General features: G+C 62.3%; 13 protein-coding genes. 4 read left to right on the top strand and 9 right to left on the bottom strand.

What is annotated here, in order from left to right; all coding sequences use genetic code 11:
• The first annotated feature begins 48 nt into the window (after positions 1-48).
• Positions 49-525, top strand: a complete 477-nt coding sequence (locus Q5H92_RS11680; RefSeq protein ID WP_305011707.1) for a hypothetical protein — start codon at positions 49-51, stop codon at positions 523-525.
• Positions 526-533: 8 nt separating this feature from the next.
• On the opposite strand, the gene Q5H92_RS11675 is transcribed toward Q5H92_RS11680, so the two are convergent.
• The 4 genes from Q5H92_RS11675 to Q5H92_RS11660 all read right to left on the bottom strand — a co-directional run bounded on the left by Q5H92_RS11675 (position 534) and on the right by Q5H92_RS11660 (position 3,404).
• Positions 534-974: a 3-oxoacyl-ACP synthase gene (locus tag Q5H92_RS11675; RefSeq protein WP_305011706.1), complete on the bottom strand. Its 441-nt coding sequence runs from the start codon at positions 972-974 to the stop codon at positions 534-536.
• On the bottom strand, positions 971-1,399 hold the full coding sequence (locus tag Q5H92_RS11670) for a hypothetical protein (protein WP_305011705.1): 429 nt from the start codon (positions 1,397-1,399) through the stop codon (positions 971-973). The genes Q5H92_RS11675 and Q5H92_RS11670 overlap by 4 nt, the downstream gene beginning before the upstream one ends.
• Positions 1,400-1,460: 61 nt before the next feature.
• The gene (locus tag Q5H92_RS11665) at positions 1,461-1,904 is read right to left on the bottom strand and encodes a hypothetical protein (protein WP_305011704.1); all 444 of its coding nucleotides are present in this window, start codon (positions 1,902-1,904) and stop codon (positions 1,461-1,463) included.
• Between the two features lie 9 nt (positions 1,905-1,913).
• Positions 1,914-3,404, bottom strand: coding sequence for a GH3 family acyl-acid amido synthetase (locus Q5H92_RS11660; RefSeq protein WP_305011703.1), 1,491 nt, complete (start codon positions 3,402-3,404; stop codon positions 1,914-1,916).
• 171 nt (positions 3,405-3,575) lie between these two features.
• Here Q5H92_RS11660 and Q5H92_RS11655 point away from each other — a divergent pair, with 171 nt between their 5' ends.
• Positions 3,576-4,010, top strand: a complete 435-nt coding sequence (locus tag Q5H92_RS11655) for an OsmC family peroxiredoxin (protein ID WP_305011702.1) — start codon at positions 3,576-3,578, stop codon at positions 4,008-4,010.
• A gap of 211 nt (positions 4,011-4,221) precedes the next feature.
• Positions 4,222-4,716, top strand: a complete 495-nt coding sequence (locus Q5H92_RS11650; RefSeq protein WP_305011701.1) for a hypothetical protein — start codon at positions 4,222-4,224, stop codon at positions 4,714-4,716.
• A 3-nt stretch (positions 4,717-4,719) separates the two neighbouring features.
• On the opposite strand, the gene Q5H92_RS11645 is transcribed toward Q5H92_RS11650, so the two are convergent.
• The 5 genes from Q5H92_RS11645 to Q5H92_RS11625 form a co-directional block, all read right to left on the bottom strand.
• Entirely contained in the window at positions 4,720-5,196 is a 477-nt protein-coding gene (locus Q5H92_RS11645) for a Uma2 family endonuclease (protein ID WP_305011700.1), read from the bottom strand.
• A gap of 51 nt (positions 5,197-5,247) precedes the next feature.
• Positions 5,248-6,816 carry a chromosomal replication initiator protein DnaA gene (dnaA, locus tag Q5H92_RS11640; RefSeq protein WP_305011699.1) on the bottom strand — a complete coding sequence of 523 codons (1,569 nt, stop codon included), beginning with the start codon at positions 6,814-6,816 and terminating at the stop codon, positions 5,248-5,250.
• A 152-nt stretch (positions 6,817-6,968) separates the two neighbouring features.
• A complete protein-coding gene (locus Q5H92_RS11635) occupies positions 6,969-7,907 on the bottom strand; it encodes a bifunctional metallophosphatase/5'-nucleotidase (RefSeq protein ID WP_305011698.1) in 939 nt (312 codons plus the stop codon).
• Positions 7,908-8,011: 104 nt separating this feature from the next.
• Positions 8,012-8,770: a 5'-nucleotidase C-terminal domain-containing protein gene (locus Q5H92_RS11630; RefSeq protein ID WP_305011697.1), complete on the bottom strand. Its 759-nt coding sequence runs from the start codon at positions 8,768-8,770 to the stop codon at positions 8,012-8,014.
• Between the two features lie 61 nt (positions 8,771-8,831).
• Positions 8,832-10,088, bottom strand: a complete 1,257-nt coding sequence (locus tag Q5H92_RS11625; protein ID WP_305011696.1) for an outer membrane beta-barrel protein — start codon at positions 10,086-10,088, stop codon at positions 8,832-8,834.
• A gap of 186 nt (positions 10,089-10,274) precedes the next feature.
• Between Q5H92_RS11625 and Q5H92_RS11620 the strand changes: the two genes are divergently transcribed.
• Positions 10,275-12,056, top strand: a complete 1,782-nt coding sequence (locus Q5H92_RS11620; protein ID WP_305011695.1) for a methylmalonyl-CoA mutase family protein — start codon at positions 10,275-10,277, stop codon at positions 12,054-12,056.
• The last annotated feature ends 118 nt before the right edge of the window (positions 12,057-12,174 follow it).

The following is a 12,174-nucleotide window of genomic DNA, read 5'->3' as shown; positions in this document are numbered from 1 at the left end:
GCTTCCGCTGGGAATGGATGCGCGTAAGCAGGACCGCCGTCGTTATTTTTGCAGCTGCAAACAGGCCAACTGCTCCAGGTCGTTTTGATAATCAGCACCATTCCGGACTTTCGGTTACAGTACGATGAACCGTTGGGCTTGCTGCGCCTCGAATGGATTTCGGGCGCAGTCACGCAGACCCTGCGCCGCAGTGCCGCGCAGTTGCTGGACTTGGTGCGCCAATTGGCTGTGCGCGTGTTGCTCATCGACATGAATACGGTGCCCAACATTTCCATCGAGGACGAGCTGTGGCTGGGCGCCCACTGGATGACGGACATCGTGCAGCTGCCGCTGGCCCACCTGATATTGGCCATCGACAGCAGCCGCATCCACAACCAGCTGGCCATCGACGCCCTGCACGACCTAGTGCAGCCATCCATCCGGTTCGAGTCGCACTACTTTTCCGACGCCACTTCGGCCGTGCAGTGGCTCAGTGAGGGCACAGGCCGGCTGCCTGCCTTGCTGGCCGAGTGGAGTAACCAATAGCCACCCGGCTATTCCACCGCCAGCACCCGCACCGCTTTGCCGTTGAACTCGGCCTGCTCGCCAGCTCGCAACCCCTTGAGGGCCACGGCCACCGGCGCGGCCACCGACACGGCAAACACGTCGGTTCCGTCCAGCTTGCCGGCGCTGATGCTGATGTAGAACCGGCCCAGGCTGGTGCTGACAAGGGCGCCGGGGCGCACGGTGTCGCAGGGCGCGTCGGGGCTGATGCGGGCCAGCTCGGCTTGCAGTTGCTGGGCCTGCTGCATGTGGGCGGCGTTGCGGTCGCGCTCGGCGTTGGCCATTTCGCGGCCGGTTTCATACTTGTCGCCGGCGCTGCTCTTGGTTTCGGACGAGGACGATTCCTGGGCCGCCTGCATGGCGGTGCGGGCGGCGCCGATGCGCTGCTCAATGAAGGATTGGCAGAGGGCGTGGAGGGCGGGTTTGGTCATGGGGTTTCTGCTTTCCATATTATTTGAGGAACGTCTTCGACATGCCACCCGACCAGCATACGGCCGAGCTCGTTAATGGACGCCGCTTCCGCAGCAATTGAAAACTCGAAACGATTGTGCAAAGCCATTTCTTGGTTGTTATCGGCCGTTATTTTCAAGGCAATGTGCCCATGGCGGCTGTCATAATAAGCACGCAGCAATAGGAAGCACTGCGCTGGATGTGAATTCTGCCCGGCTTGAAATTCGACTATATCTGTTGAATCCTTTGGAAACAGCATTAGGCCTTTACCAAACTCTTTAAACGTGTTGGCATTTCCATAGAAATAGGCATCTGCTTTCACATCGGGTCGGCTGATGCTGACATGGAACAAACAGTCGCCGTCATAAGCTATGCTGACAGCAAATATGATTACACTTTTCTCCATTACAGATTCTAGGACCTACTACTCCATGGGAAGTATTCCCATGGCAGAGCATTAGGCCAAGTTAAAACGAATCCAGCGCCGCCCGCACCTTTTCCGTCCACCGCTCATCCTCCGGCGCCACTACCAGCACCCGAAAGCCGTGCCGCTCGCCTTCGATGCGGACGCCTTCAGAATCGTCAATAAGTAGGTCGATGCCGAAGCTGGGCGGGTGCTTGGTACAGCGGGCGCGAACTTCCCGGTCGTGCCGCGGCTGGTTCACCACGCCATCGAGCCGGATGCCGTGTAGCCAGAACAGACGGCGGATGCGCCAGACGCTGCGGTAGGACGTGGTGTAGACCCACACCTCCCAGCCGCGCTGGCGGCAGGCATCAGTCAGCTCCTTGGTTCCTTCGCGTAGCTGCTCGTTGCTTAGCAGTTTGGCCAGCAGGCGCCGTTGGGGCGTTTCGAGCGGGAAGGCGTGGCCGCAACGGATGAGGGTGTTGTCGAGGTCGAAGGCGAGGCGCATGAGCACACGTCATTTTAACAGTCCCTCCGCCACCTTCCGGTCGTTCCCCAGCCGCGGCACCTTGTTCTGCCCGCCCAGCCGGCCCAGGCTTTTCATGTAGCGCTGAAAGGCCCCGGCTGGCAGCGGCGTGAGTTGTAGCGGCACGAGGATGTTGCCCCGGCGCAGGTCGTCGTAGTAGGTGTTGCGGCGGCGCAGCGCAGCATCCAAAGCCGCCGCGAAACCCGCCGCATCCTGCGGGGCGCGCCCAAATTCCACCAGCCACTCGTGGCGCGAGGGCGTGGTGGGGTCGTCGCTCACCAGCGGGGCCACGGTGAATTCGACGACTTCGACTTCCGGAAACCGTGCCATCGTTTCGCGCAGGGCCTGCTCCACCTCCTCCCCTATCACATGCTCGCCGAAGGCCGAGAGGAAGTGCTTGATGCGGCCCGTGACCACCACGCGGTGCGGGCGCAAACTCACGAAGCGCACCGTGTCGCCGAGGCTGTAGCCCCACAGGCCGGCGTTGGAGGTGAGCACCACAGCGTAGTTGCGGTCCAGCTCTACGTCGGCGATGGTGAGGCGGGGCGCGTCGGGCTCGAAAAACCGCTCGGCGGGGATGAATTCGTAGAAGATGCCGCTGTTGAGCAGCATCAGCAGCCCCGGGTTGCCGGGCTCGTCCTGGAAGGCCAGGAAGCCTTCGGAGGCGGGGAATAGCTCGATGCTGTCCACCGGCCGGCCGATACTTTCGAAGAGCTTGGCGCGGTAGGGCTCGAAGTTGACGCCGCCGTACACAAACAGGTTGAAGTCCGGAAAAATGTCTTTGACGGGCCGGCCGGTGCGGGCCGTGAGGCGGTCGAAATACATCTGCACCCAGGGCGGAATGCCCGAAATGAGCGTCATTTTCTGGCCCAGCGTCTCGTCCACGATGCGCTCCAACTTGGTTTCCCAGTCTTCGATAACGTTGGTGGCGTAGCTGGGCAGCTGGTTGCGGCGCAGGTACGCTGGCACGTGGTGGTTGGCAATGCCCGAGAGCCGGCCCGTGCGGATGCCGTGGTGCAGCTCCAGCGCCGGCGAGCCCGACAGGAATATCAGCTTGCCATCGAGAAACCGGCTGCGGCCGGTGCGGTAGATGTAATATAAAAGCGCGTCCCGGGCCCCTTCAATGTGGTTCGGGATGCTGTCCTTCGTGATGGGAATGTACTTGGCGCCGCTGGTGGTGCCGCTGGTTTTGGCCAGGTACAGCGGGCGGCCGGGCCACAGCACGTCGGCCTCGCCGGCCTGCGTGCGGTCGAACCAGGGCTTGAGGGCCTCGTAGTCGCGCACGGGCACCTGCCGCGCCAAATCGGCGGGCGTGCGGACGCTGCCCAGCTCGTGCGCGCGGCCAAACGCGGTGCCGGCCGCCGTGGCTGTGAGGCGCGTCAGCAGCTCGCGCTGCGTGGTTTCGGGGCGGTGCTGCCAGCGCTGGTAGCGGCGGGCAATGTAGCGGGCCAGGGGCTGGCTCAGCGTGGCTTTCAATCCCATAAATCCGAAGTAAAAGGCCGTTGGAAGGGCTGCGAAGGTACGTTGGCCGAGCGGGGCCTGGGCCGCCAGGGCAACCTGAGTAGCTTGCTGCCGTTATGCTTCCAAGCCTGGCTGCCCCGGTGGCCACGGCTCCAAAAATCACCATTTCACCATTTCACACCTCACCACATCATGGCAGACCACAAAGGCACCGCCGCCTGGACCGGCGACATCAAAGGCAGCGGCATCCTCACCACCGAAAGCGGCGCGCTGAACGCCCCCTACTCCGTTGGCAGCCGCTTCGAAGGCAAGCAGGGTACCAACCCCGAAGAGCTCATCGGCGCGGCCCATGCCGGCTGCTACACCATGTACCTGACCAGCGTGCTCACCAAGCACGGCCACACGGTGGAGAGCATCAAAACCACCAGCACCGTGTCGATGAACCCCAACAACGGCCACCCCGTCATCGAGCACATCCACGTGAGCACCGAGGGCCACGTCACCGGTGGCAACATCAACGCCGACGACTTCCAGAAGCACGCCGAAGACGCCAAGGAAAACTGCCCCGTCTCGAAAGTGCTCAGCGCCGTGCCCAAAATGACGCTTGAAGCCAAGTTTGTCGGCTAGCGCGTCCGGCTGACTCATCGAGCCCAGAAAGAACGTCATGCTGAGCGTAGTCGAAGCATCTCGCGTGCCGAAGTAATTCAACCGAAAGGATTTACTAATGCACGCGAAATGCTTCGGCTGCGCTCAGCATGACGTTCCTGGTTTCGACCCGGAACGTTCTTTTCGGTCCCTGACAACCGACAACTAACAACTAGCAACTAAATTTGTCGCTATGCCCACTGGTACCACCCGCATCCGCCTTCGCCCCGCCAACAACTCCCGCATCTCCTTCTGGGGCCAAATCGCCATTGGCTTGTTCTGGCTGGCCTACGTGCTGTTCGGCATCCTGAGCAACACCGGCGCGCAGGACTTTCACTTCCTGCACTGGGTGTTTCTGGTCTTCACCGTGATATACTTGGGCTACGTGCTGGTCAACAACGCGCCCATCTTCGGCACCCAAAGCTACCTGGAATTTACGCCCGGCTACATCGTGCACAAGAACGGCCTGTTCCGTCCCAAGCAGGTCTTCGCCGCCGAAAACATTGCCGCCCTTGAGCTCAAGCCCGCCGTGCTGCGCGTGCGCCAGAAAGACGGTGAAATCTACGCCCTCAACCTGCGCGAAGTGAAAGGCAAGCGCCGCAAAATGAGCTTCCGCGAGCAGGTGCGCGACTTTGCTGCCAAGCACAACGTGCCCCTGCAGGAAGTAAGCCCGACGGCAGCCGCCTAACTTCTACTCAAACAGTGGCGCGAGCGGCAATTCAATGCTCGTAGCCGGGTCGATAAGTATTTCGCCATCGTGGAAAAACGTGTACTTGCCCGGAGCCGCATACACAAAAATGCCGCTCACTTCGGGCAGCACAATCCAGCAGGATTTCACCCCGGCCTGGAAATACGCATTGGCTTTGCCAATTAATTCGCTCAATGCCTGTGAGGGCGAGAGAATTTCGATAGTCGTCAGCGGCATTTGCTGCACAACGATGCTGTCATTGGCCATATCAAGGGCCATTTGGGGGAAGATACCGATATCAGGCACCATCACCCGTCCCGCGATAGCAACGTTGACTTCTGACAAGAATCGGAATTGCTCCCGGTAGCGGGTTTTCAACTCGAAAATCAGGTTAGCCTGAATAGCGCTGTGATTGAAGCTGGGCATGGGCTTTCCGCGTTCGAGCTCGTAGTCGGAAATTTCCGGGGCAAGGGTTTCCATAAGGCGAAGGTTTTCCCAAATGTAACGCGGCCGCCCCGGAAATAGGTGCCCCTATTTCTTGGCGAACTTCTTCCGCAACTCGTCTACTTGGTCGCGGAATTTCTTGTCCGAATCCACCAAATCCGACACGGTTTGCACCGAGTGCATGACGGTGGTATGGTCGCGGCCGCCGAAGTGGAAACCAATGGTTTTCAGCGTGTGCGAGGTATGGTGCTTGGCAAAGTACATGGCCACCTGCCGGGCCGTCACCACTTCCTTCTTGCGCGTCTTGTCCTTCAGCAAATCAACCGAAATGTTGAAATAAGCGGCCACAGTCTTCTGAATGAAGTCAAGGTTGACCTCGGCTTCCACTTCCTCGATGATGTGGCGCAGGGCCTGCTTCACCATCTCCAAGTCGATGTCGCGGCGGCTCAGGCTGCTCTGGGCCACCAGCGAGGCGATGACGCCTTCCAGCTCGCGCACGTTGGTGTGCACCGAGTTGGCGAGGTAGTCCACCACGTGGTCCGGCGGAATGTCGATGCCGTCCTGCTCCATCTTGTTGCGGATGATGGCCACGCGCGTCTCGAAATCCGGGCTTTGCACGTCGGCCGTCAGGCCCCACTTGAAGCGGTTCAGCAGGCGGTCTTCCAGGCCCAGCAGGTCCTTGGGCGGCCGGTCCGAGGTCATCACAATCTGCTTGCCCGACTGGTGCAAGTGGTTGAAGATGTGGAAGAACATCTCCTGCGTCTTGCCCTTGTTGGCCAGAAACTGCACGTCGTCCAGAATCAGGGCATCCACCTGCAAATAGAAGTTCGCGAAATCCTGCACCTGCGCGCGCTGCACGCTGTCGATGAACTGGTTAGTAAACTTCTCGGCCGATACGTAGAGCACGAACCGCTCCGGCGAAGTAGCCTTGATGTGGTTGCCGATGGCCTGCACCAGATGCGTTTTGCCCAGGCCCACGCCGCCGTACACCATCAGCGGGTTGAAGCTGGTGGTGCCGGGCTTGTTGGCCACCGCGAGGCCGGCCGAGCGGGCCAGGCGGTTGCAGTCGCCCTCGATGTAATTGTCGAAGGTGTAGGAGCCGTTGAGCTGCGAGGGCACGATGTTGCCGTCCATCGGGCGGGCCGTGTCGAAGGGATTGCGCGGCGGGGCCAGCGTTTCGGCGCCGGCCAGGGCGTTGGTGCCGAAGTGACTGCGCTGCACGGGCCGCACGGCGCTGGAGTTCACGTAGCGGGCCGAGGCGGCCCGTGCGCTGCCGGCCAGCGGGTTGGGGGCCGGGGCGGGCGCGGGGGCCTGCGGCTGGGGCGCATCGCGCGGGTCGGGGGCGGCGGCTTTGCGGGGCGGGGGCAGGTGCAGCGTTTTGGGCTGCGACTGCGAGTTGCCCTGGTCCACCACCACGCTGTACTCCAAGCGGCCTTCGGAGCCCAGCTGCTGGAAGAGGGCGCGGCGCAGCTCGTCCACGTAATGCTCCTCCAGCCAATCGTAGAAATAGGCGCTGGGCACCTGAATGGTCAGCACGTTACCCTTGAGCTCGACCGGCACAATGGGCTGAAACCACGTCTTAAAGCTCTGCTCCCCGATTTCCGCCGAGATGCTGCGCAAGCAGCCAGCCCAAACCGTGCGAAAATCCTTGAGCATGAGCGTATTGAGACAATAATCCGGCACGAGCCGGCAGCAAAATCAATGACCAAAACAGCTCCGCTAAAGGAGCGTTATTTTTTAGAGGGGGACAAAATTGTGGAAAACTTCGCACTTAAAAAAGCCGAAAAGCCCTTGTTTATGTCGTGCTTTTAGCAGGCTGCCCGAACCGGCACTACGGAAGCGCTTGCCAGGCCGGCCCGTTTATTTTTTACTGAAAACTCATAATCCAACCTTCCCAGATTGATACCCGACCAGCCCACCTGGTTGATGAGCGTGGCGTGGCCGTCGGGGCTGGCGATGGGCTCGGGCGCATCCATGAACGTATGGGTGTGGCCGCCCAGTATGAGGTCGATACCGGAAACCTGGGCCGCGAGCTTGCGGTCGTCGAGCTTGGCGTTTTCGTACTTGTAGCCGAGATGCGAGAGGCAGATAACCAAGTCGCAACGCTCGGGGCCGCGCAGTCGGGCGGCCATTTCCTTGGCCGTAGTCACGGGGTCAAGGTACACGGTCTGGCCGAAATTCTTATCGGCCACCAGCCCGGCCAGCTCGATGCCCAGCCCGAACACGCCGATGCGGATGCCCTGCTTCTCAAACACTTTATAAGGCGCGAAGCGGCCGGCCAGCGGCGTTTTCGAGAAGTCGTAGTTAGCGATGAGGAAGGGGAAGGTGGCGTTGGGCAGCTGGCGCTGCAGGCCTTCAAGGCCGTTGTCGAAGTCGTGGTTGCCGAGGGTGCTGGCGTCATAGCCCATCTGGCTCATGAGCTTGTATTCCAGCTCGCCGCCGAAGAAGTTGAAGTAAGGCGTGCCCTGGAAGATGTCGCCCGAGTCGAGCAGCAGCACGTTGGCCTCCTTGCTGCGAATGTCCTTGATGAGGGCCGCGCGCCGCGCCATGCCGCCCAGCCCGGCCCACTGCCCGCCGTTGTCGGGGAAGGGCTCGATGCGCGAGTGCATGTCGTTGGTGTGCAGGATGGTGAGCTTGAGCGGAGCCTTGGCGGTAGCGGCGGCTTCGGCCGAATTGGCCAAGCCGCTCAGCACGGTGAGGCCGGCGGTGCCGAGGAGGGAATTGCGGAGAAATTCGCGGCGCTTCATATTTTTAATGAGGAATGAAGAATGAGGAATGAAGAATTTGGGGAGGATTGTCAGAACTGTCTCAACTGCCAATTCTTCATTCCTCATTCTTCATTCCTCATTGATTAATTAGCTTTCACCCGGCCTTCGATGCGGGCCGCCACGGGCTGGCCGGCTTTGGTGAGGTCGCGGATGTAATCGGCGATGGCGGTGCGGAGCAGCACGTTGGTGTGGCGGGGCACGATTGATTTGAAGAACACCATGTTGTCGCCGCCGGTAGCTAGGTAATCGGAAATGGCGATGGGATAGGTGCGGGCGTCGTTCACGTCGAAGGGCTGGCCGCCGATGCGAATGTCCTTGGGCATGCCGTCGAAGGTGACGGTGTAGGTGGCGCCGGACACGGCCATTTTGATGTGCGCGGCGTAGTCGAACAGCTGCTGCACCACCGGGCCGGGCGCGTCGAGCACCACCAGCTCGTTCTCAAACGGCATCAGCTCAAACACCGAGCCCAGCGTGACGGGCCCGGGCGCGAAGCCGGCGCGCAGGCCGCCGTTGGTCATCACGCCCAACGCCACGGGCTCCTTCAGCTCCTTGCTGGCGCGCACGCGCTGCAGGTCGGCCACGAAGTTGGACAGCGGGTTTTCGCCGGGCGCCTTGACGAGGCCGGCCGGGGCGGTGCCTAGCACTTCCGTCATTTGGGCCACCACCTTGTCGTGGTAGGGCGCGATGAGGGCCGCTACGGCCGGGTCCTCGGCCTGGGTTTTGCCCACGGGCTGGCTGGTGACGGGCGCGAAATGGGCCGTGGGGGCGTAGGCCGCGCGCTGGCAGCCGGTGGCGAGGGCCAGAAAAAGGGAGGCCGACAATCGGAAACCTGAACGACGCATCAGTGAAAAAACAAGTGACATAAATAACGACAACGGCAATGCTTTGAACGCGGCCAGCCGCTTATTTGGTGAGGTCAATGGTGAAAAGCCCATAAAGATGAACCGTGGACGTTCTAACATCGGCCGCATCGGTGAAGCCGTTGGTGCGTTCGGCACGCAGCAGCAGGGCCACGGCGCGGCCGCCCATGGCATGGGTGCCGACGCCGACGCCCGCCCCGTAGCCTATCTGGACCGATGTACAGGCTCCTTTCACGATATCGGTAATGGGCCCCGGGTAGGCCGTGTACTGCCCGTTGGCGATGATACCCGAAGAAACGTCGGTTTTCAGGGCGTAGGCCACCGTCAGGCCGGCTTCGGCCAAGGGCACTACTTTCCCGCGTGGGTAGGTGTAGCGCACCATCAGCGGCAGGCGCAGATAGGCGAAATCGAAGTGAATCCGGGCATTGGGACTCATCTGGCTGCCCGGGCCCGGGCTGATTTCGTATTTTTCCGGCTCGTAAAGCAGCGAGGCTACCAGGGAAACGCGCTGGCTCACGCGGGCCGAGCTGAACTGGAAAACGGGCCCGATGGCCAGGCCCGTGGAGGTGTTTTTGGTGACGGCCCCGCCGCCGAAAGGAAAACCTTCATACGCCACGGTATGCCGGGCGGCCCCCAGCAGCAGGCCCACGGTGAGGTGTACCGCGGCGGCGGTAGACTGACGGGCCCGGGCAGCGCGGTAGCCGCGGCAGTCGGCGTTGTAGGTAGTGACCACATTCAGCAGGGCACTTTCCTGAAACAGCAGGGTGGACAGCTTTTTTTCTACCGCCGGGCAGTCGGCAAGGGCTGCGCGGAGCGTGTTGCGGTAGCCCGTGTCCATGGCCGTGCTCGTTTCGCCGTTGCGCGATACTTGCACCATGCCGTGCCGGAGCAGGGCCAAGGGCTGGTTGGCCAGGCCCACAAAATATTCATCGCGCTTCTCGCCGTCGCGCAGGAAATACAGGCTTGCGGGGCCGTCCACCAATACTTCCAGAAAAACCGGCTGTTGCGCGGCGGTTTCATCCACCGCCACTGCCATGGTGCGGTAGTGCCGTTGCGGAGCGCTGAAACCGTAGCCGCGCACTTGCTGCGGCTCGTAGGTGATGACGTCGGCCGAGGCGGTGGGCCGGAACCGACAGCGCCGCGCACTGAGCCGGCCCTCCCGCAAATCCACTTCGCCGCGCAGGGTGTCGCCGGTGGCCGGCAGCACGTAGCCGGGCGCGAAATTAGTCTGGGCCTGCACCGGCGCAGCCAGCAGCCCGCCAAACAAACCGCAACCAGCAAACAACAGGGACTTGTTCATCGTCAAGACCAGCGCAATGGAACACGAGATTGTATCGCCCGGCATGGCAGCAGCCGACAAAGCTACGGCAGCAACAACCTTGACGTCGGCTTTTCTCAGGGCAAGGCGGTATCTTTCGGCCTATTTTGGGTGATGCCAGTTGCCCGAAGTGGTGCAGCGGCATCCTACTTGCTACGAAAAGCCTTTATGTCCGATACCCCGGTCGCGCCCCCCGTTTCTTTTGCTGAATTTCCGGCCGTGACCACCGCCGAGTGGCAGGCCCGCCTGGCCCGCGACCTCAAAGGCCAGGACCCGGCCACCCTGCGCTGGCCCCTGCCCGATGGCTTCAGCGTGGAGCCCTTTTACCACCGCGAGGCCTTGGCGGCCCTAGGCGGCGCCCCCGCGCCCCTGCCCCACCCCGTGGCCCCTTGGCTGAACGTGCCCACGCTGCAAGTGCCGGCCGGCGAAGGCCGCGAGCAAATCGACCAGGCCGCCGCGGCGCTGGCCAACGGCGCCGATGGCATCCACTTTATTCTGGCCGATGCTGCAGCATTCGCCGTGCACTATCTGGCCGAGCGGCTGCCGTTGGCCCGCACCTTCATTGGCTACACCGTGACGGGCGGCCCCGACGCCCTGCTCAGCCAGCTGGTCGAAACGGTGCCCGGCACGGCGCTGCGCGGCTTCCTGCGCTTTGCGCCCGGCCCCGTGCCCGAAGGCGCCGAGTTGGCCGATTACCGCACGGCCCTACGCCGCTGCGTGAGCCTCACCACGGGCATGCCCGATTTCCGGGCGCTGGCCGTGAACGGCGCCTTTTTTGGCAACCGCGGCGCGACCATCGCGCAACAGTTGGCCTTCACGCTGAATACCGCCGCCGCCCTGCTGGCCGAGCTGCCAAACGAGGAAATCAGCGCCGCGCAAGTGGCGGCTACGCTGCACGTGCACCTGGCTGTGGCCCCAAGCTACTTCCCCGAGCTGGCCAAGCTGCGGGCCCTGCGCCAGCTGTGGGCCACGCTGCTACACGGCTTCGGCCTGCCGGCGGCGCTCAATGCCAATCTGCGCATTCATGCGGCTACTTCTTCGTGGACGCTCACGACCCTCGACCCGCACACCAACCTGCTGCGCCACACCACCGAGGCCATGAGCGCCGTGCTGGGCGGCGCCGACTCGCTGAGCGTGGCGCCATTCGACGCGCTGTTTGCCGAGGCCAACGACTTCTCGGGCCGGCTGGCGCGCAACCTCTCGGTGCTGCTGCGCGAAGAAGCCAGCCTGGGCCGGGTGCAGGACCCCGCCGCCGGCTCTTACTACCTCGAAACCCTCACCGACCAGCTGGCCCAGGAAGCCTGGCTGCAGTTTCAGCGCCTGGAGGCGGCCGGCGGACTGCCGGCGGCGCGCGGGCTGATGCTGGAGGAAATCAAGGCCGTGACCACCGAAACCTTCCGACGCATTGCCAGCGGCCAGCAGGTGGTGGTGGGCACCAACCGCTTCCAGCAAGCGCAAGAGCAATTTAGCTTCCACCCCAAAAAGCTGCTGCGCTCCTCGGCCTTCGATGTGACGCGGGCGGCCTACCCCACCGAGGTGCTGCGCCTGGCCACGGCTCTGCATTTCGAGCGCCGCGAGAAGAAGAGCAAGCGCGCCGCCGTGGTGCTGCTGGGCTCGAACACCAATCAGATTATTCTGGAAAATTTTATCCAGACGCTGCTGCCGCACGAGCGGCCCGAAATAGCGGCCAGCCACCCGCCGGGCACGCTGTCGTTGCTATATTCCTCGCCCGAGGAGGCCACGCTGATGTACGCCACGCCCGAGCAGTTTCAGAAGTTTGCCCGCTTCATCTATCAGATTCCGAACGAGAAGCAGCACTTCATTCCGCCGGCTCTGCTCTCGTCCGACATGGCTACTTTGCACGAAGCCGTGCGCGTGTTTGGCTTCAAGGAAATGAAGGTGCAGGGCTACACCACGGAGCAGGTGCTGGCCCGGCTGCAGGGACGGTAGCCGTCGCATAATAAATCCCAGAACGTCATGCTGAGCGCAGCCGAAGCATTTCTACTGCAATACTATTCCCTTTGATTAGTTGCGCGGTAGAGATGCTTCGACTGCGCTCAGCATGACG

It is taken from the genome of Hymenobacter mellowenesis, assembly GCF_030581005.1.
Classification (GTDB): Bacteria; Bacteroidota; Bacteroidia; order Cytophagales; family Hymenobacteraceae; genus Hymenobacter; species Hymenobacter mellowenesis.
Note: the sequence above shows the minus strand (reverse complement) of the source record. Positions and strands in the feature narration are given on the sequence as shown.

Bases quoted from the DNA above. Each gene is read 5' to 3' on its own strand.
- Q5H92_RS11635 (WP_305011698.1), bottom strand. From the start codon at position 7,907: ATGAAGCGCCGCGAATTTCTCCGCAATTCCCTCCTCGGCACCGCCGGC.
- Q5H92_RS11660 (WP_305011703.1), bottom strand. From the start codon at position 3,404: ATGGGATTGAAAGCCACGCTGAGCCAGCCCCTGGCCCGCTACATTGCC.
- Q5H92_RS11665 (WP_305011704.1), bottom strand. From the start codon at position 1,904: ATGCGCCTCGCCTTCGACCTCGACAACACCCTCATCCGTTGCGGCCAC.
- Q5H92_RS11630 (WP_305011697.1), bottom strand. From the start codon at position 8,770: ATGCGTCGTTCAGGTTTCCGATTGTCGGCCTCCCTTTTTCTGGCCCTC.
- Q5H92_RS11670 (WP_305011705.1), bottom strand. From the start codon at position 1,399: ATGGAGAAAAGTGTAATCATATTTGCTGTCAGCATAGCTTATGACGGC.
- Q5H92_RS11625 (WP_305011696.1), bottom strand. From the start codon at position 10,088: ATGAACAAGTCCCTGTTGTTTGCTGGTTGCGGTTTGTTTGGCGGGCTG.
- Q5H92_RS11620 (WP_305011695.1), top strand. From the start codon at position 10,275: ATGTCCGATACCCCGGTCGCGCCCCCCGTTTCTTTTGCTGAATTTCCG.
- Q5H92_RS11650 (WP_305011701.1), top strand. From the start codon at position 4,222: ATGCCCACTGGTACCACCCGCATCCGCCTTCGCCCCGCCAACAACTCC.
- dnaA (WP_305011699.1), bottom strand. From the start codon at position 6,816: ATGCTCAAGGATTTTCGCACGGTTTGGGCTGGCTGCTTGCGCAGCATC.
- Q5H92_RS11675 (WP_305011706.1), bottom strand. From the start codon at position 974: ATGACCAAACCCGCCCTCCACGCCCTCTGCCAATCCTTCATTGAGCAG.
- Q5H92_RS11645 (WP_305011700.1), bottom strand. From the start codon at position 5,196: ATGGAAACCCTTGCCCCGGAAATTTCCGACTACGAGCTCGAACGCGGA.
- Q5H92_RS11655 (WP_305011702.1), top strand. From the start codon at position 3,576: ATGGCAGACCACAAAGGCACCGCCGCCTGGACCGGCGACATCAAAGGC.